General features: G+C 51.2%; 18 protein-coding genes. 14 read left to right on the top strand and 4 right to left on the bottom strand.

The annotated features are described in order from the left end of the window. Positions 1-81 precede the first annotated feature (81 nt). The gene (locus L2725_RS11615) at positions 82-2,277 is read right to left on the bottom strand and encodes a S46 family peptidase (protein WP_249249108.1); all 2,196 of its coding nucleotides are present in this window, start codon (positions 2,275-2,277) and stop codon (positions 82-84) included. A gap of 126 nt (positions 2,278-2,403) precedes the next feature. On the opposite strand from L2725_RS11615, the gene dnaB reads away from it, so the two are divergent. From dnaB to L2725_RS11600, 3 genes are all read left to right on the top strand, one after another. After that, positions 2,404-3,816, top strand: a complete 1,413-nt coding sequence (gene dnaB / locus L2725_RS11610) for a replicative DNA helicase (protein WP_115137164.1) — start codon at positions 2,404-2,406, stop codon at positions 3,814-3,816. A 38-nt stretch (positions 3,817-3,854) separates the two neighbouring features. After that, the gene (alr, locus tag L2725_RS11605; RefSeq protein ID WP_249249107.1) at positions 3,855-4,937 is read left to right on the top strand and encodes an alanine racemase; all 1,083 of its coding nucleotides are present in this window, start codon (positions 3,855-3,857) and stop codon (positions 4,935-4,937) included. Between the two features lie 86 nt (positions 4,938-5,023). Next, a complete protein-coding gene (locus tag L2725_RS11600; protein WP_249249106.1) occupies positions 5,024-6,220 on the top strand; it encodes a BamA/TamA family outer membrane protein in 1,197 nt (398 codons plus the stop codon). Positions 6,221-6,225: 5 nt separating this feature from the next. Here L2725_RS11600 and L2725_RS11595 read toward each other — a convergent pair whose 3' ends face one another. Then, positions 6,226-6,690, bottom strand: coding sequence for a chemotaxis protein CheX (locus tag L2725_RS11595; RefSeq protein WP_249249105.1), 465 nt, complete (start codon positions 6,688-6,690; stop codon positions 6,226-6,228). 214 nt (positions 6,691-6,904) lie between these two features. Between L2725_RS11595 and dusA the strand changes: the two genes are divergently transcribed. The 3 genes from dusA (at position 6,905) to L2725_RS11580 (ending at position 8,907) form a co-directional block, all read left to right on the top strand. Continuing rightward, the gene (gene dusA / locus L2725_RS11590; protein ID WP_249249104.1) at positions 6,905-7,927 is read left to right on the top strand and encodes a tRNA dihydrouridine(20/20a) synthase DusA; all 1,023 of its coding nucleotides are present in this window, start codon (positions 6,905-6,907) and stop codon (positions 7,925-7,927) included. 208 nt (positions 7,928-8,135) lie between these two features. Then, positions 8,136-8,432 (top strand): hypothetical protein, encoded by a 297-nt coding sequence (locus L2725_RS11585; RefSeq protein ID WP_249249103.1) that lies wholly within the window; start codon positions 8,136-8,138, stop codon positions 8,430-8,432. A gap of 127 nt (positions 8,433-8,559) precedes the next feature. Next, positions 8,560-8,907 (top strand): hypothetical protein, encoded by a 348-nt coding sequence (locus L2725_RS11580; protein WP_115137158.1) that lies wholly within the window; start codon positions 8,560-8,562, stop codon positions 8,905-8,907. A 4-nt stretch (positions 8,908-8,911) separates the two neighbouring features. On the opposite strand, the gene L2725_RS11575 is transcribed toward L2725_RS11580, so the two are convergent. Then, on the bottom strand, positions 8,912-9,655 hold the full coding sequence (locus L2725_RS11575) for an enoyl-CoA hydratase (protein ID WP_249249101.1): 744 nt from the start codon (positions 9,653-9,655) through the stop codon (positions 8,912-8,914). A 32-nt stretch (positions 9,656-9,687) separates the two neighbouring features. Between L2725_RS11575 and L2725_RS11570 the strand changes: the two genes are divergently transcribed. Genes L2725_RS11570 through L2725_RS11560 form a run of 3 tightly spaced genes read left to right on the top strand, consistent with a single transcriptional unit; the run spans position 9,688 to position 11,884 of the window. Then, complete coding sequence (locus L2725_RS11570; RefSeq protein ID WP_249249100.1) at positions 9,688-10,161, top strand: copper chaperone PCu(A)C; 474 nt, start codon at positions 9,688-9,690, stop codon at positions 10,159-10,161. Positions 10,162-10,172: 11 nt separating this feature from the next. After that, a complete protein-coding gene (locus tag L2725_RS11565; RefSeq protein ID WP_248936688.1) occupies positions 10,173-11,144 on the top strand; it encodes a DUF2333 family protein in 972 nt (323 codons plus the stop codon). 2 nt (positions 11,145-11,146) lie between these two features. Then, positions 11,147-11,884 carry a TIGR04219 family outer membrane beta-barrel protein gene (locus tag L2725_RS11560; protein ID WP_115137154.1) on the top strand — a complete coding sequence of 246 codons (738 nt, stop codon included), beginning with the start codon at positions 11,147-11,149 and terminating at the stop codon, positions 11,882-11,884. A gap of 65 nt (positions 11,885-11,949) precedes the next feature. On the opposite strand, the gene tolC is transcribed toward L2725_RS11560, so the two are convergent. Further along, positions 11,950-13,284 (bottom strand): outer membrane channel protein TolC, encoded by a 1,335-nt coding sequence (tolC, locus tag L2725_RS11555; RefSeq protein WP_115137153.1) that lies wholly within the window; start codon positions 13,282-13,284, stop codon positions 11,950-11,952. Positions 13,285-13,602: 318 nt separating this feature from the next. Between tolC and nudF the strand changes: the two genes are divergently transcribed. Genes nudF through parE form a run of 5 tightly spaced genes read left to right on the top strand, consistent with a single transcriptional unit; the run spans position 13,603 to position 18,073 of the window. After that, a complete protein-coding gene (nudF, locus tag L2725_RS11550; protein WP_249249098.1) occupies positions 13,603-14,220 on the top strand; it encodes an ADP-ribose diphosphatase in 618 nt (205 codons plus the stop codon). Continuing rightward, complete coding sequence (locus tag L2725_RS11545; RefSeq protein ID WP_249249097.1) at positions 14,213-14,647, top strand: DUF1249 domain-containing protein; 435 nt, start codon at positions 14,213-14,215, stop codon at positions 14,645-14,647. The genes nudF and L2725_RS11545 overlap by 8 nt, the downstream gene beginning before the upstream one ends. Positions 14,648-14,662: 15 nt before the next feature. After that, the gene (gene cpdA / locus L2725_RS11540) at positions 14,663-15,502 is read left to right on the top strand and encodes a 3',5'-cyclic-AMP phosphodiesterase (protein ID WP_249249096.1); all 840 of its coding nucleotides are present in this window, start codon (positions 14,663-14,665) and stop codon (positions 15,500-15,502) included. 56 nt (positions 15,503-15,558) lie between these two features. Next, on the top strand, positions 15,559-16,161 hold the full coding sequence (locus tag L2725_RS11535; RefSeq protein WP_249249095.1) for a YqiA/YcfP family alpha/beta fold hydrolase: 603 nt from the start codon (positions 15,559-15,561) through the stop codon (positions 16,159-16,161). A gap of 25 nt (positions 16,162-16,186) precedes the next feature. Continuing rightward, entirely contained in the window at positions 16,187-18,073 is a 1,887-nt protein-coding gene (parE, locus tag L2725_RS11530; RefSeq protein WP_249249094.1) for a DNA topoisomerase IV subunit B, read from the top strand. Positions 18,074-18,093 lie beyond the last annotated feature (20 nt).

The following is an 18,093-nucleotide window of genomic DNA, read 5'->3' as shown; positions in this document are numbered from 1 at the left end:
TTTTATGTCTGAAATTTAGCGTAATAGCCTCTTCAGGCAATAAAAAACCAGCCCGCAGGCTGGTTTTGTTATTTGGGGGGCTTAGTCCCTGACCACATCCAGTTCTTCAATCAGGTTCTGAGCGTTATCCACCTTGTCCATCATCCAGAGTACGTAGCGGATATCTACGTGCACTGCGCGAGTGATGGTGGGGTTAAAGAACCAGTCCTTGGTAATGGCTTCATAGGTGGAATCAAAGTTAAGACCCACAAGTTCGCCTTTACCGTTGAAAACCGGTGAGCCCGAGTTGCCACCTGTAGTATCTACGCTGGAGAGGAAGTTAACCGGCACTGAGTTGAACTCCTCCGGCTTATCAAGGCAGGAGAACAGACGACAAATCAAGCCGCGGCCATCCGCGTACACAGACTCTACCTTATGCTCACCCATATCGCCTTTGGCAATGGCATCCAGGACCTTTTGCGGTGCATTGAAAGGCTCTACACCTGTGTGCTTGGCGGTGATACCTTCGAGGCGGGTAAAGGGTTGTTTGTACAGGGCGTCACGGGACTGATAGCCATCTACCATGCCATAGGTGATACGCAGAGTGCCGTTGGCATCCGGATATACCGGCCAATCATTGGCTTTATAGTAATCGATCACTGCAGCCATATAGTCAGGGCGTGCCATGGACAGTCTGCCTGCCAGTTCTTTTTCCGCTTTCTCCAGCGCCATGTTTTCATCGTACAGGGCGACAGCCAAACGGATAAAAGGATCTGCGCTGTTTTCGAAATCTTCCGGTGACTTATCCATCCACTGCAGACGGGTGTCGGCGTCGGTTAATCCCGTCAGTGAGTACATACCAGCGATCTTGTCTTGCAATGAGGCATGGTTGTCGTAGGTAAGCAGTTCATCCAGTACCGCGACTTTATGGGATTGGCCTTGATAAGCCTGGATATCCTGCAACCACAGGGTTTTATCCACTGATTGCTCGAAGCTGCGATTGATACGCTTGAGGCTGGCCTCAAACAGCTTCATATCCCGCTCCTGGTAACCTGATTCGCGCTGCGCATCCGGCTTTTGTTTCTCTTTCGCCAGTCGATACAGACGATTGGCTGCATTCAGCAAGGTGCTGGACTGGGCATTCTTGAAGTAGAAGCTGGTTTGAATCGCCTCCTGGTTTTCAGCAATCAGGGACTCGAGCTCCTGTACCAGCTTGGGGTTCATTGCCGGGCTCTGTTTGAGCCAATCGACAAAGGCATCTTCTCTGGATTGCTTGATACCGGCAATGTCAGTGGCACGGAAGCCGTCCAGCAGACCATTCAGTTTCTTCATACGGTTGGCATTGCCCGCCAGGGTACCTGCGTACTTGATACTGATATCTTCATTGTCGGCGCCCATGGCTTCAATGGTATCTATTTGACGCTGGTATCTGTCGGCCAGAACCGGATACAGCCAATCAGAGGCAAACTCCAGCTCTGACGTCAGGCGGTAGCGGCTGGTTGAGCCCGGGTAGCCCGCGACAAACACACCGTCACCGGCTTTCACGCCGTCAGCATTTACCTTGAGGTAGCTCTTGGGCACATAGGGGACGTTATCTTCTGAGTAAGGAGCAGGTTTGCCATCCTTGCCTACATAAGCACGCAGGAAGGTAAAGTCACCACTGTGGCGTGGGAACTCAAAGTTATCGATATCACCGCCATAGCCGCCAACGCTTTCCGGTGGTGCGTATACCAGGCGTACGTCGCGAATGATCAACTGTTTGATCAGATAGTATTCCAGGCCATTGTGGAAGCTGCGAACTGAGCAGCGATAGTTGTCATCGGCCTCGCACTCTTTGATCAGGGCTTTCTTGTTGGCTTCAATGGCTTCATAGCGGGCCAGGGGCTCTGTTGGCAGGTTGGCGGTGACTTTAGCGGTCACGTCAGTAACGGCCTCAGTCACATAGAGGCGTTCATTCGGACCTGCGCTGGGCTCCTTATCCAAAGTGCTTGCCAGAAAGCCAAGCTCCAGATAATTGTGTTCAGGTTTAGTGTTGTACTGGATGGCGCGGTAGGCACAGTGATGATTGGTGACAACTAAGCCTTTAGGAGACACAAAACTGGCGGTACAATACCCCAGTCCTACTACCGCATTCATCGGATACTGACTCAGGTCAGCCAGTTGTTGTGCCGGGATATCTATCCCTCTCTGCTTCAGTTTGTCTGCAATAGCAGGCATTTGGTAGGGTTGCCATTGTCCCTCATCGGCGAGGGCGGCGCCGGATGACAGCATCAGGGCTGCGACCAATGCGTTACGCATGTTCATTCCTTATTGTTGATTTTTATGTCAGTTTTGTAGGGCAAACGGAAAGTTTTTTGTAATCCACAGGTGTAAGGCCTGTGGGGTTATATCATATTTGTAATGCTGTTGTAATCGGGAGAGTCAATGTCTCAGCAAGGTGCATTTAAGGCCAAAAAGAAACCCAGGGATCCTCAGGTTGAAGCCCTGAAGCTGCCTCCACATTCGCTGGAGGCGGAGCAGTCTGTATTGGGTGGTCTGATGTTGGACACCGAAGCCTGGGATAAGGTCGCAGAGGCTATCGTCCGGGAAGACTTCTATTCCCGCTCCCACAGAATGATCTTCTCCTCCATGGAGAAACTGGTTGAGTCCGGTCAGCCTATCGATTTGGTGACAGTGTCTGAGCAGCTGGAGCTGGAAAACGAGCTGGAAGATGCCGGTGGCTTTGCCTATTTGGGTGAGATTGCCAAGAACACCCCAAGTGCCGGCAACATTGTTTCCTACGCAGAGATCGTGCGCGAGCGCGCGGTAGTCCGCGAGTTGATCCGGGTTGCCCAGGAGATCGCTGACTCAGGTTATAACCCGGAAGGCCGCGACTCGAGCGCTTTGCTCGACTTTGCCGAAACCAAGGTATTCAAGATTGCTGAGCAAAGAGCCAACAGTGCCGAAAGCGGTCCTGAAGGTATCAAGTCGATTCTGGAAAAGACGGTTGACCGTATTGAGCAGTTGTACAACAACCCACACAATGGTGTGACCGGTGTGTCCAGTGGCTTCCAGGACCTGGATGGCATGACTGCCGGTTTCCAGTCCGGTGACCTGATTATCGTGGCGGCCCGTCCTTCCATGGGTAAAACCACCTTTGCCATGAACCTGTGTGAGCAGGCTGCCATGAATGAAGACAAGCCTGTGCTTATCTTCAGTCTTGAGATGCCCTCGGAACAGATCATGATGCGTATGCTGGCCTCTCTGGGCCGGGTTGACCAAACCAAGATCCGTACCGGTCAGTTGGATGATGATGACTGGGCCCGCGTTTCCTCCACCATGGGACTGATGCTGGAGCAGGGCAAGATGTATATCGATGACAGCTCTGGTCTGACGCCAACAGAAGTGCGCAGCCGTGCCCGTCGTATTGCCCGTGAGTACGGCGGCCTGTCTATGATCATGGTCGACTACTTGCAGCTGATGCAGGTGCCGGCTCTGGCAGATAACCGTACTTTGGAGATTGCCGAAATCTCCCGCTCTCTCAAGGCGCTCGCCAAAGAGCTGGAAATTCCAGTGATTGCACTGTCCCAGCTTAACCGCTCGCTTGAACAACGCGCCGATAAGCGCCCGGTAAACTCGGATCTCCGTGAATCCGGTTCTATCGAGCAGGATGCCGACCTCATCATGTTTATTTATCGTGATGAGGTGTATAACGATGACTCTTCTGACAAGGGAACGGCTGAAATCATTATCGGTAAGCAGCGTAACGGCCCAATTGGTCGTGTGCGTTTGACCTTCCAGGGTCACTTCTCCCGCTTCGACAACTATGCTGGTCCACTGGTATTTGAAGAAGATTAATCGCTGCAAAGCCCAATCATTTATTACAGGGTGCGTTTTTGAAACCTTTTCCCCGAGCCGAGATCCGTCTTGGCGCACTGACCCATAACCTGAGCAGACTTAAGGTCCTGGCTCCGGCAAGCAAGGTGCTTGCTGTGGTCAAAGCCAATGCCTATGGTCATGGGCTGCTTAATGTCGCTGGCCACCTGGATGGTAAAGCAGACGGCTTCGGTCTTGCCCGACTTGAAGAGGCGCTGGCGCTGCGTGACGGCGGTGTTAAGGCCAAACTACTTTTGTTGGAAGGCTTCTTCCGGGCCGAAGATCTGCCATTGCTGGTGACTCATGGTATCGATACAGTTGTGCACCATGAGTCTCAGCTGGAGATGCTGGAGCAGGCACAACTGGATAAACCGGTCACAGTGTGGATGAAAGTCGACTCGGGTATGCACAGGCTTGGCTTTGTGGCTGAGCAGTTTGAATCTGTGTATCAGCGTCTGTTGGCTTGTCCAAATGTGGCTAAACCTGTGCATCTGATGACACATTTCTCCCGCGCCGATGAACCAGAGCAGGATTACACAGGATATCAGCTCAAGGTGTTCGATACGCTGACGTCAGGGTTGATTGGCGAGCGCTCTATTGCCAATTCCGCCGGTGCTCTGTTCTGGCCGGACAGTCGCAGAGATTGGATACGCCCGGGCATCGCACTTTACGGTATCTCTCCTGTGACCGGCGATCTGGGTACCAACCATGGCTTGAAACCTGCGATGGATCTTAAGTCGCGCCTGATCTCAGTTCGGGAGCACAAATCTGGTCAGCCTGTTGGCTATGGCGGATACTGGCATGCTGACCGCGATACCCGTCTGGGCGTGGTCGCTATTGGCTATGGTGATGGTTATCCACGCAATGCGCCGGAAGGCACTCCTGTTTGGATCAATGGCCGCAGGGTACCTGTGGTTGGCCGGGTGTCCATGGATATGCTGACTGTGGATTTGGGGCCCGATGCCACTGATGTTGTGGGCGATGATGTGCTGTTGTGGGGCGAAGCTCTGCCAGTAGAGGAAGTTGCTGAGCATATTGGCACTATTGCCTATGAGTTAATGACCAAGTTGACCCCCAGGGTGGCAGTGTGTCTTGAGCTCTGATTAAGCTGCCAGTCAGGCAGTGACAGATAGAATCATGAAACGGCAGAGAGTCTCTGCCGTTTTTTTGTGTGTGGAAGTTGGAAATAATGATAATAAAAACCAGAGTTCTCCTATCCGTGTTGGCGTTTGTCAGCGCGGGAGCCGTGGCTGGGCAGTCGTCCCAGTCCCAAATGCCTGAGCCGGAATTTGCGGCCGTTCCCTTTGTTTTCTCCAGTGAGAATCTGAGCACAGCCTTTGGTGGTGCAGCTGTCCTTAAGCATGCCGGTCAGCCGCAGGCCAGCCTGTTTGGTTTTGGTTTGTATACCACCAATGAGAGTTGGGTGGGGTACCTGGGCGTTAACAACTACCAATTGCCCGGACTGGAGCAATGGCTGTTCAGTGGCGAATACTATCAGGGCCTGTTTCAGGAAGGGGTTTACTATCTGCCGGATGCCGTTGGCAATGATGTCAAAACCATTACCCGTGGCGAAGAGCGATTTGCCAAGTTTCATGCCGAGTATGTGTTGCCGATAGGCTGGGGAAGCCAGGGCGCTGTGGCATCGATGCGGCCACGTCAGGACGTTAGCTGGAATCCGCTGGAGTCGGGAACGACCAGTCTGCGCTTTACGCCTTTTATGCAATCCCGACATCTACAGCAAACTGACTCTCAGCCCCAATACGCTAGAGGTATTGAGCTGCTGCTTGACTGGGATAACAGGGATAATGGCCGTAACAGTACCCAGGGTGGACAAACCATGCTGAAACTTCGTCACGGCGTTGAAGCTGACGGCAGTCAGGATTGGAATACCTGGGAGTTTGAGCAGAGCCTGTTCTTCTCTGTGGGTAAGAATGACCTGTTCCGACAACAGATTATTGCGGCCAACTTCTATTTGGCTGATACGCCGGGCTGGAACAGCCAGACTGACGGCGAATATCACAGGCCACCGGATTTTGCAGGTATCTCTCTGGGCGGTTTTGAGCGGCTGAGGGGCTACAGTGCAAGGCGCTTTACTGGTCGCAGCGCGGTGCTTTACACCCTGGAGTATCGGGTTCAGCCTCACTGGCAACCCCTGCAGGAGCTGCCTGTATTCAACCTTTATGATGTGCCTTGGTGGCAATGGGTGGTATTTGCCGAAGCAGGCAAGGTTGCCGATCATTTCTCAGCTTCGGCTTTACACCAGGAGATGGAGTGGTCTGTTGGGGCTGGCGCCCGATTTGAGGTCGAAAGCGTCGTAGTGCGGGCAGAGTTCGGCGTCAGCGCCGAGTCCAGCCAGTTTTGGGTGATGGTGAGTCAGCCCTTCTAAACTGGTTACTCTTCGAAGCAGATCTCAATAAAAGCCCTGCCATAGAGGCTATTGAAGGGAATGATAATCTTCTTGCCGCTGCTGACATGGGAAATATGATGTTCTTTGCCGGCCACCACAACCGGGGTGGCCATATCAAATTCAAACCCCTGTTCTCCCAAAGATTTTTTTGCGCCACCTGACACCATATTGGTGAGCTCGCCCACCATATCCGTCACCTCTTCGTCGATAGCGTCGGGCGCTTCTCCAAGCATATTCTCCATCACTTTGAGTGCCAGTCGCTTCTCAAAGGTCAAAGACAGAGAGCCTTTCGCTTGCTCGCCTACCATGCCGATCAACCCTGAGACATCCCCTTTGGCCAATTCATCCTCTTTCAGCATGGGTTTTCCCGGCGTCAGGGTTATGGTGGCCATAGTGCCAATAACATTAAGAAAAGAATCAAGAAATGGATTGATAAATTGAACGTTCATAGAGCGTGAAATTTCCCCTTTCCGGATTCAGGCATTAGTCCTGAACCTGCAGCAACGAGTATTGATAAGCTTAGGCGAAAATATTCAAACTTACTGAATAGTTTCAAAACCTCATGGGGCCAATGTCGTGACATGGCACTGAGCCCCTGTGGCAGTGTATAATTCCGCCTTTGTCCCGACACCCAGTGTCCTGTCCAACCCAAGGTTTACCTGAATGTCTGTTTCTGAACTGAGTCAGTCCCAAAAGATTACAGCGACCAATCGCCGCTTTTCTGTTGCTCCAATGCTGGATTGGACTGATCGTCATTACCGCTACTTTGCCCGACTCATGTCTTCTGAGGCGTTGCTGTATACCGAAATGGTAACTACCGGGGCAATTCTGCACGGTAAGGGTGACTACCTGGCTTATAACAGTGAAGAGCACCCATTGGCTTTGCAGCTGGGCGGTTCAAATCCTGCAGACTTGGCGGCCTGCGCCAAAAAAGCGCAGGAGTATGGTTATGATGAGGTCAACCTGAATGTGGGATGTCCATCAGATCGGGTACAAAACGGTATGTTCGGTGCCTGTTTGATGGGTGAGGCTGCGTTGGTGGCAAACTGTGTGGATGCAATGCGTCAGGTGGTGGATATTCCGGTCACGGTGAAAACCCGTATTGGTATCGATGATCAGGACAGCTATGAGTTCCTGACCCAATTTATCGATACCGTTAAAGGTGTTGGCTGTGACACCTTTATTGTGCATGCGCGTAAAGCCTGGCTGCAGGGTCTGAGTCCAAAAGAAAACCGTGAGATCCCACCGCTGGATTATCCTCGTGTGTATCAGTTGAAGCAGGATTATCCGGATCTGCATATTTCCATCAATGGTGGTGTTACCAGTATTGAGCAGGCTCAGGCACATCTGCTGCACCTGGATGGAGTCATGGTGGGGCGTGAGGCATATCAGAATCCCTATATTCTGTCCCGGGTGGACAATGAGCTCTGTGGCCACTCTCTGCCCTTAATGAGCCGGGAGGAGGTTATCGGGAAAATGATTCCTTATATCGAGAGACATCTGGCTGATGGCGGGCGTTTGAACCATATCACCCGTCATATCATAGGCTTGTATCAGGGATTGCCGGGGTCGCGAGCCTGGCGCCGTCACCTGAGTGAAAATGCTCACAAGCCTGGTGCGACGGTACAGGTAGTGCTGGATGCGCTGGAAAAAATGCAGCAGCAAGCGGCTTTGCAGGCCGTATAATCGTCAATGTTATCTGTTGGTGAAAAATACAACATCTGTAGTGTTTTTCACCAACTGCCGATTTACCTTCTCCTGTCTGTTTTTCCTTATCTCACCTTTAAAAAGTAAATAAATTCTTATTAAACAGTTTCTTGTGCTTATTTTTTCAAAGTTGGCACAAGCCTTGAAATACCCTCTGTGTCATTTAACACAATCAGAGGGATTTATTATGTTTACCACTCAATTCAAATCTATCATCGTTGCCGCTGCCCTGACTTCAACTGCAACTATGGCAACCACTTCAGAAGCACAGGCTGTTGAGTTGTCAGACCTTACCGGTCAGATTGAACAGGTCATCAGCACTCAGACTCAACAAATGCTGCAATCTGCACGTCAGGAACTGGTTTTATCTCTGCGTCTGCAGGTAGCTGAAGCGATGACTGACCTTGAAGGCCAGGTAGCTGCTAGCAAGTCCGAAGAAGATGCAGAAGAGGCTGTCATCCTGACTACTCAGAAGCCGGAGTAACAGATGTGGATCTCAATGCAGACCATAGCACTGCTTTGGTTACTTCCGGTCATCAGCTTTGTTATCGCGGCCTTCCTGGTATGTCACTGGCAGGCACCATGGCGAAGACATCTGTAAGGTGCAGGGCATGAAGTTAAAGAAGAACAATCATAAGTGGATTGTCATAATGACGGCATTGGTGCTTTGCACCTGGTGGGGAATCTCAGACAGTCATTGGACGTGGACAATCCACCTGGATCAGGATTGGCAGCTTGGTGGGTACCTGGGGCAGAGCGTTATACTGCTTGCAGGCATAGCACTGGCATTACTGCTGGCCCTGGTCATCGCCGTCAGCATGACGCTGATAGTACCTTGCCTGGCGATATTGGCCACCCTGGCTATTTTATATTGGGGATTATCCCTGCTGTGGCTTCCCCTGGTATTGGTGCTTGCTGTATTGGTATTAGCTGCCCATACCGAGCAGCAAAGTCATTAAGCCACTATTGGCTCTTTCCTAAAAAGGCCTGAAATCTTTCTCTGGCTTCTTCACTCTTTAACTGACTGCTGAAATGTTCCAACTCGAGGTACATCTGATGCTGCAGCTTATTTCGGTTTACCTTCATCAGTTTTTTAGTCAACTGCACGGCACTGGCCGGTTTGTCAGCGAGTTTGAGGCTCACTGCCAGGGCATGTTCAAACAACTCCCTCTGCCCAATGACACCATTGATCATGCCCAACTGTTTGGCCGTGTTGGCGTCGAATGGTTCGCCCAACAACAAAAGTTCTGCGGCTTTCTGATAACCGACCAATTGCGGCAACAGCATGCTAGCGCCCGCCTCCGGGACCAAAGCCAGATTAACAAAGGGAAGTTGGAACTGGGCGCTTTCGTCTGCATAGACAAGGTCGCAGTGCAGCAACAAAGTGGTACCTATACCCACAGCAGCACCACTGACGGCGGCGACCATGGGCTTTTTCAGCTCCAGCAGACAAAACAGAAAACGGACCGCGGGGTGTGTTGCACCCAGCTCACCATTGGAGAGGAAATCCTTAATGTCGTTTCCAGAAGTAAAACAGTGGTTTTCACCACAAATCAGAAAAGCCCTGATGCCGTTGTCTGCCTCACCTTCGATAAGGTATTCTGTCAACTGCCGATACATGTCAAGCGTCAGAGCATTGCGCTTGTCCGGCCGATTAAAGCGGATGATGCGAACACCTTTGTCATCCTTTACCTCGATATTGCTCATGGGTTGATCCTTGTATCGACTTTGGGCTCTCAATGGAGTTTATGACATTGAAGTTAATATTCAAACAGCTGTTTGGTGCCATTTTGGCCTGTTTTTCGGCCTTTTCACTGGCGCAAGAGGTGCAGGTTGACGATGGATTTGTCAGAGCCATGCCTCCCACGGTTCCAAATAGCGCCGCCTATATGACCCTGAAAAACCCGGGTAAAGACAAAGTCTTGGTGGGTGTCCGGACTCAGGCCGCAAAAGAAGCTCAGCTGCATACCCTGATAGAAGAGCAGGGTATGGTAAAGATGCGCCAGGTGTCAGAGTTCAGCTTGCCTGCAGAGGGTGAGTTAGTGCTGGCTCCATCGGGCGACCATATTATGTTGTTGGGACTGACTCAGCCATTGAAAGAGGGTGAAGAGGTCGGGCTGACACTGATTTTTGCCGATGAAAGTGAGCAGCTTATCTCCCTGCCGGTCCGTAAGGGGGCCAGCCAGAATCATCACCATCATCACCATCACTGAGGAAAACCAAGATGAAAATTGCCTGGAAACCGGTGGCCGGTGTACTGGTCGGTGTCGCACTGCTGCTTTATATCGTCAGCATATGGTGGAGTATTGAGCCGGATGCACTGGAACCACAAACTCTGACCAATAACTCGGGTAAGCCTGTTGTCGGTTACGCCACCACTACCGCGCTGATTGACACAATGGATACCCTGATGAACAAGCCCGGAGGCTGGCAATCCAATGATGTCATGCCGCCGACACTCTTCATGGATAATATGAAAGCGTTTGAGTTCGGAGCCCTTGAGCAGGCCAGAGATTTAGCCTTGGTTATGCGTAAAGAGTTCAGCCGTTCTCAGTCACAAAGTGCGGCAGATAAGGATCTGCTGGATGCTCATTCCAAGCTGAATATCGACCACACCAGTTGGTTGGTGCCAAAAGCTGAAAGTGAATACGCGGATGCGGTCGTCTTATTAGAGATGTACAGAGCCAGGATTGCTGATCCTGCCAATACAGATGCGCAGTTTTATGCCCGTGCAGATAATCTGAATGAGTGGCTGAAAGAGGTGCAAAAGCGTCTTGGCAGTATGTCACAACAGTTGTCAGCCAGCGTAGGACAGGAGCGAATTAACACAGATTTGGCAGGCGACTCAGCTGCCCGTCAATCGACCCCTGGTTTGTCTCAGCAGTCGGTGAAGACCAGTTGGTGGAAGATTGATGATGTGTTCTACGAAGCCCGGGGTGCGTCCTGGGCTCTGTTGAATTTTATGAAGGCGATTGAAGTAGATTTCGCCGATGTACTGGAAAAGAAGAACGCCGAGGTTAGTTTGCGGCAGATTATCCGTGAGCTGGAAGCGACCCAGCAACCGGTATGGAGCCCAATGATCCTCAATGGCAGTGGATTTGGTTTGGTAGCTAATCACTCTTTGGTGATGGCGAACTACATCTCCCGAGCCAATGCGGCGGTAATTGACTTAACTAACTTGTTATCTCAGGGATAATTATGAAAAAGACATGGTTGGCTGGCTCCGTGCTAATGGGGCTGATGGCGTCGTCTGCTCAGGCAGATACTCTGCTGGGTTTTAAGCTGGGAGCTGATTTCTGGGCTGCTGATACCTCCGGCACTTTTGCCCAAAGTGGTAATCCACAACAGGAGTTTGATTATGACTCCTCTACTCAGGGCAGCATCTGGGTATCGCTTGAACACCCAATCCCTTTTGTGCCTAATGTGGCCATTCGTGAAAACCGTTTGAAGGAAAACGGCTCCATGACAGGGGCTGATTTCACTTTTGGTGGCAAGCAGTTCACCGGGGATGTGTTTTCAGAAGCTGATTTGAGCAACACTGACTTTATCCTTTACTACGAGCTGCTGGACAACGATCTGGTGTCTCTGGACGTGGGTGGCGCATACAAGCAGATGCACGGCAGCTACATGGTCAGCATGAACAACCTGCCTACCGAGATCGATCTGGATGATGGTGTAGTGATGGGTTATGCCAGCGCTATGGTTGGCATCCCAGGTCTTGGCCTGTTCGGTTTTGCCGATGTGATGGCTGGTCTGGATGAGTCCAAGGTGTATGACTATCAGCTGGGCCTCGGCTGGCAGTTTGACGGCATTGCGCTGGACACCCGCGTTCGCGCCGGTTATCGCGAGTTTAACTTCGATGCCAACAACTTCTCCGGTCTGACTTCCAATATGAAGTTTGATGGCTTCTTTGCCGGTGTGGAAATCGATTTTTAATTGTCGGTTTTCAGGCATAAAAAAACCGCCCGGGAGGCGGTTTTTTTGTACTTGCTAAACCCGGGTTATGGCTGCTGAGATGCAGCTGCTTCGGTTAGACCCTGGTTAATCATCACGATATCTTCTTCAGTCAGTGTGCCGGCAGCCTGCTTCAGTGCCACGACTGACTGGATGTAAGCATAGCGGGCATCAGACAGCTGACGTTTGGAGTTGTACAGGTTACGGGTGCTGTTCAGTACGTCAACAATGGTACGGGTACCTACTTCAAAACCAGCCTGGGTTGCTTTCAATGCACTCTCAGAGGAGATTACAGTCTGCTCGTAGGCTTTAATAGAGCTGATAGACGCTGCTACGTTGTTGAAGTTATTACGGATATCCTTGGATACACCTCTGTGTGTCTGTTCCAGTTTTTCACTGGCAGCCACATAGTCATACTGGGCCTGATTAACCTGAGAGCTGACTTTGAAGCCCTGAAAAATTGGAATGCTCACATTCAGCGCTACATTACCTGTGCCTGTATCGTTCAGGTTGTCACTGCGCTCAAACTGCGAGGTGTAACCTGCCTGCAGACCTACAGATGGCATGTGTCCCGCTTTAGCCAGCGCGATCTGCTCATTAGCGATATCTTTGGCGATACGTTGCACCAAGAGGTCCAGTGAACTGTCTTCTGCCAATTTCAGCCACTCTGATGAGCTGGCAGGAGCTGGCATGCTGGCTGAGAAGCGCTGAGTGTCCAGTACTGCCAGTTGATCATATGGCAGACCAGTGATCTCCTGCAGTGCCTGATAGTTGTTTTGTACTGTGTTTTCAGCCTGAATTTCCTGAGCACGGGCCAGATCATACTGAGCCTGAGCTTCGTGCACGTCGGTAATTGCTGTCAGACCCACGGCAAAACGCTGTTTGGTCTGTTCCAACTGGCGGCCAATTGCGGCAACCTCAGCCTTTTGGAATTCCAATGCGTCCTGAGCACTCAGTACATCGAAATAGGCGGTGGTCACACGGATAATCAGTCCCTGCAGAGAGGAAGCGTAACTGGCGTCAGCCTGAGAAGCTGCCAGTTCAGCCAGATCCAGGCCAACCCAGGCGCTGTGATCATAAATCAGCTGGTTCAGTGTCAGGCTGCCATTGAAACCATCAGAGTCAAAGACACCTCGGGTATCATTGTTCTGATCTGTCCAGGATTTGCCGTAACCGACGCTGGCACTCAAACTGGGTAACAGGGGAGCACGGGTTTCTTCAATCTTTTCGTACAGGGAATTACGTTGAGCCTGAGCCTGCAGCACTACAGGGTCGTTGGTCAGAGCCTGCTGATAGATCTGCAGCAGGTCTTCTGCATGTACCGCAGAGCTCGCTGCGGCAAGTGTCATTGCGGCGCAAAGAGAACGAATTCTGAATTTCATTGGCTGTCCTTTCTTAAGACAAAATCCCCGTGGGAGGGGATACAAATTGGTAGAATGGAGTGAGGCAGGCATGTCAAAAATATACCAGCCGGTTCGCGCTTCCCGACGCTTCCCAATACTGTGTAAAGTTAATTGTTTAGATACTAAGAAATCAACCGAATTCAAGTCAAATTTCAAGTGTAACCAATTTTATTTTACCGGACAGTGTAACCGGATTGATATTATTGGCAAAAAAGCCCTGAGATTCCGAGCCGGAAACAGGGGGAACAGCGGGCAAATATTGCTTCGAACCGGAATAAACAGGCGTGGAGAAAACTCATGAGTAACAAGCTGTTTGGCAGGGATGATGTTGAGATCATAGAGACAAAGCCATTATATCAGGGCTTTTTCAAAATGAACCTGTACCGTTTTCGCCACCGTTTGTTTGTCGGAGGCTGGAGTGATGTCGTCAGCAGGGAGGTGTTTGAAAGGGGCCATGCTGTGGTGGTTTTGCCCTATGATCCCGTCACAGATAAGGTGGTATTGATTGAGCAGCTCAGATTTCCTGCGCTGGAAACCTGTGATAACCCCTGGTTGCTTGAGCTGGTAGCAGGCATGATTGAAGAGGGAGAGACACCTGAAGATGTCGCTCGTCGCGAACTGATCGAGGAAGCGGGTATTGAAGCCCTGTCTTTGCAGCCTATTAACAGCTATCTGGCAAGCCCGGGCGGCAGTACCGAAAGATTCTATGGGTATCTTGCGACTGTGGATGCGGATAAAGCCCATGGCCTGCATGGTCTGGACGAGGAGCATGAGGATATCCGCGTGGTAGTGATGGACCGGCAGGATGCGTATAATGCTCTGCAGGCGGGAAGAATAGATAATGCTTCCACCCTGATCGGTTTGCAGTGGTTACAATTAAACTATCAAACTTTGTTAGTCAGTAAGAGTGAGTAGAATTATCGAGACGCCAAGATATCAGCCAAATGTGTCCTCCTTTTTATCTCTATGTGGACGCAACTATGCCCATATCGTTAACCTGTTACCCGAAGAGGGTGGCCAGGGTGACAAGTGGCGGGTAGAGGGCGGCTTTGGCATTCTGGACTTGGCGCTGCTGGAAAATACTCCTTACACCCAGTTATTGGAGATCTCCCGACCATCAGAGGTGTGTAATATCATTCCTGCTCCAAGAATTCTGGTCAGGGTTTACCACGACGCTAAATTAGCAGAAGTGTTAAGTGGCCAGCAGATTTCAAATTTTAAGGCAGTGTATGATTATCCTAATATGCGTATGTATCAGCGCGATGAGAAGTACCAGGTCAATGTTTTCCTGGAGGAGCTGTTAAAGATTGGCCGACAGGCAACCCGGGTTTGCCTGTCCTGACGTTCGGGATGATTAATGCTGCAAGAGGCTATCTCTTATTCCATTGCTGCCGGTGAAAGTGTGCGTTTGGTTCAGGTAACTGATCCGCACCTGTTCGCCGATGATGAAGGTCAACTGTTGGGGGTGAATACCGCCAACAGCCTTAATGCTGTGGTTGATACTATTGCCGCTTGCCGCTACCCCGCCCATTTTTTGTTGGCGACGGGAGACATCAGTCAGGATTACTCTCCTCAGTCTTATCGCAATTTCGTCAAGGCGATTGAGCCGTTAAATCTGCCCTGCCATTACCTGCCCGGTAATCATGATGACCCCAAAGTCATGCACTTGAATATGCAGGGTGAGCAGGTATATGGTCATCAACGTATTCTGGCCGGTGACTGGCAGATTATTCTTTTGGATTCCACCGTATACGGTAAACCGGGCGGGCACCTTGCTGAGTCTGAGTTCAACTTGATTGAGCAAGCGGTGGCAGCCTGTCCTGAGCATCACACTCTGCTGGTGATGCACCATAATCCGATTTTGGCGGGGTGCGCCTGGCTGGATCAGCATTGCCTTGCCAATGGTGATGAGTTTATGCAGCGAATGGCTGAAATTCCTCAAGTCAAAGGTGTGCTTTGGGGCCATATCCATCAGCAGCTGGATCAGACCTATTCCGGGCGCAATCATGAAATTCAGCTGATGGCGACGCCATCCACCTGCATTCAATTTAAACCTCAGTCTGATTATTTTGCTCTGGATGCACTGCAGCCGGGCTATCGTTTGCTGGAGTTACGAGCGGATGGTAGCATGCTCACCAATGTATTTAGGGTACCGGGTGAGCGATTCTCTCCCGATAAGGACGCCAGCGGTTATTGATTTTGTCCGGGTTTAATACCGGGTTGAGTTACCAGCCGACCGCAGCGTGAGGACTTATGCTGCTATATATCCACGGATTCAACAGTTCTCCCCAGTCTGACAAGGGACGGCAGACGGCTGACTATATTCAGCAACATTTCCCCCATGTAAACCTGATTGCGCCGCAGTTGCCCACTGAGCCTGTAGCGGCCATGGCTTTGCTGGAACAATTGACCTGTGATGCCAAGGCCAGGGGGGAGCCTCTGTGCTATGTTGGTTCATCGCTGGGGGGATACTTTGCCAGTTATCTGGCTGAAAAGTATGGTGGTCGGGCTGTGTTGATCAACCCGGCAGTCAAGCCCTATGAGTTGTTTGCTGAGTTTATCGGTAGCCAGCACAACCCTTATACCGGCGAGACTTACCAGGTTCTTCCTCAACATCAGGCACAGTTGCAGGCGCTGGATACCAGTGTGATTCGGCATCCGGATCGGTTTTTTGTATTATTGCAAAGCGGTGACGAAGTGCTTGATTATCGTCAGGCAGTCAGCAAGTATCATTGCTGCAGTATGTGTCTCGAGGCTGGCGGAGACCATAGTTTTATCGGCTACGCCTCGCACTTATCAGATATAGGTCAGTTTCTGGCGCTGTCTGAATATAATAACGCAGGGCAAAGACTCTGAATTTTAATACTAATTTGTGTGCGCTATGACAAACCAATACACCTCTGATGCGATTGAAGTGTTAAATGGCCTTGATCCGGTTAAACGCCGCCCTGGCATGTACACGGACACCACCCGCCCCAACCATTTGGGTCAGGAGGTGATAGATAACAGCGTGGATGAGGCGCTTGCGGGCCATGCCAGCAAGATTGAAGTGATCCTCCACGATGACAACTCTCTGGAAGTGATCGACGATGGTCGGGGTATGCCAGTGGATATTCACCCTGAAGAGGGGATTCCCGGGGTAGAACTGATCCTGACCAAGCTGCACGCCGGTGGTAAGTTTTCCAATAAGAACTACCAGTTTTCAGGTGGTTTGCACGGTGTTGGTATCTCGGTGGTAAACGCCCTGTCGACCCGGGTTGAAGTGACAGTACGCCGTGATGCCAAGGTATTCGATATTGCGTTTGAGCACGGCGAACGGGTAGAAGCGCTGCGGGAAACCGGTACCTGTGGTCGGCGCAACACGGGAACCCGGGTGCGATTCTGGCCCGATGCCAGCTATTTCGATTCTGCCAACTTTTCTATTGGCAAGCTCACCTATTTGCTGAAGGCCAAAGCGGTACTTTGCCCAGGCCTGCGTATCAAGTTCGTCAACAAACAGACCAATGAAACCCAGGAGTGGTTTTATGAAGATGGTCTGACCGACTATCTGAGAAGCTCCCTGAAGGATGCGCTGGCTTTGCCGGAAGAGCCTTTCGTAGGCAGTTTTGCTGGTGCGATTGAGGCTGTTGACTGGGCGATTACCTGGTTGCCTGAAGGTGGTGAGTACCTCGGGGAAAGCTACGTTAACCTTATCCCAACGCCTTTGGGCGGAACCCATGTGAATGGCTTTCGTCAGGGGTTGCTTGAGTCTATGCGGGAGTTCTGTGAATTCCGTAATCTGACCCCAAGAGGCGTGAAACTCTCAGCCGAAGATATTTGGGATAAAGCCAGTTTTATCCTGTCGGTTAAGATGCAGGACCCTCAGTTTGCCGGTCAGACTAAAGAGAAGTTGTCCAGCCGACAGTGTGCAGCTTTTGTGTCCGGTATTGTCAGAGATGCATTCTCCCTTTGGTTGAACTCAAACACAGCTCAGGCCGAAGCATTGGCAGAGTTGTGTATCAGTAACGCCCAGCGACGATTGCGTTCTGCCAAGAAGATTGCCCGTAAAAAGGTAACCTCAGGCCCTGCATTGCCGGGCAAACTGACCGACTGTACCGGTCAGGACCCTGCCCGTGCAGAACTTTTCCTGGTGGAGGGGGACTCGGCAGGAGGCAGTGCCAAACAGGCTCGTGATCGCGAGTTTCAGGCGATCATGCCGCTGCGGGGTAAGATTCTGAACACCTGGGAGGTGGATGCATCTCAGGTGCTGGGTTCTCAGGAGGTACATGATATCTCCGTGGCTATCGGCTGCGATCCGGACAGCGAGGATATTGCTGAGCTGAGATACCACAAGATCTGTATTCTCGCCGATGCTGACTCAGATGGACTGCATATTGCCACACTCCTGTGCGCGCTGTTCCTGCGTCACTTCCGTCCTTTGGTTGAGCAAGGTCATGTCTATATTGCTATGCCACCTCTGTTCCGAATCGATATCGGTAAAGAGGTGTATTACGCCCTGGATGAGCAGGAAAAGACAGGGGTGCTGGACAGGATTGTTGCCGAAGGCAAAAAAGGCAAGGTTCAGGTCACCCGATTTAAAGGTCTGGGTGAAATGAACCCGCTGCAGCTCAGAGAAACCACCATGGATCCCAATACCCGTCGCCTGGTTCAGCTGACCATAGATGATGCTGAAGAGACGCTGGCACTGATGGACATGTTGCTGGCCAAGAAGCGCTCAGCAGATCGCAAGACCTGGCTGGAGAGCAAAGGGGACCTGGCGGTTATCTAATCTGCCAAACCCACAGGATG

This window comes from Shewanella corallii, assembly GCF_023349125.1.
In the GTDB taxonomy this organism is placed as follows: Bacteria; Pseudomonadota; Gammaproteobacteria; order Enterobacterales; family Shewanellaceae; genus Shewanella; species Shewanella corallii.
Note: the sequence above shows the minus strand (reverse complement) of the source record. Positions and strands in the feature narration are given on the sequence as shown.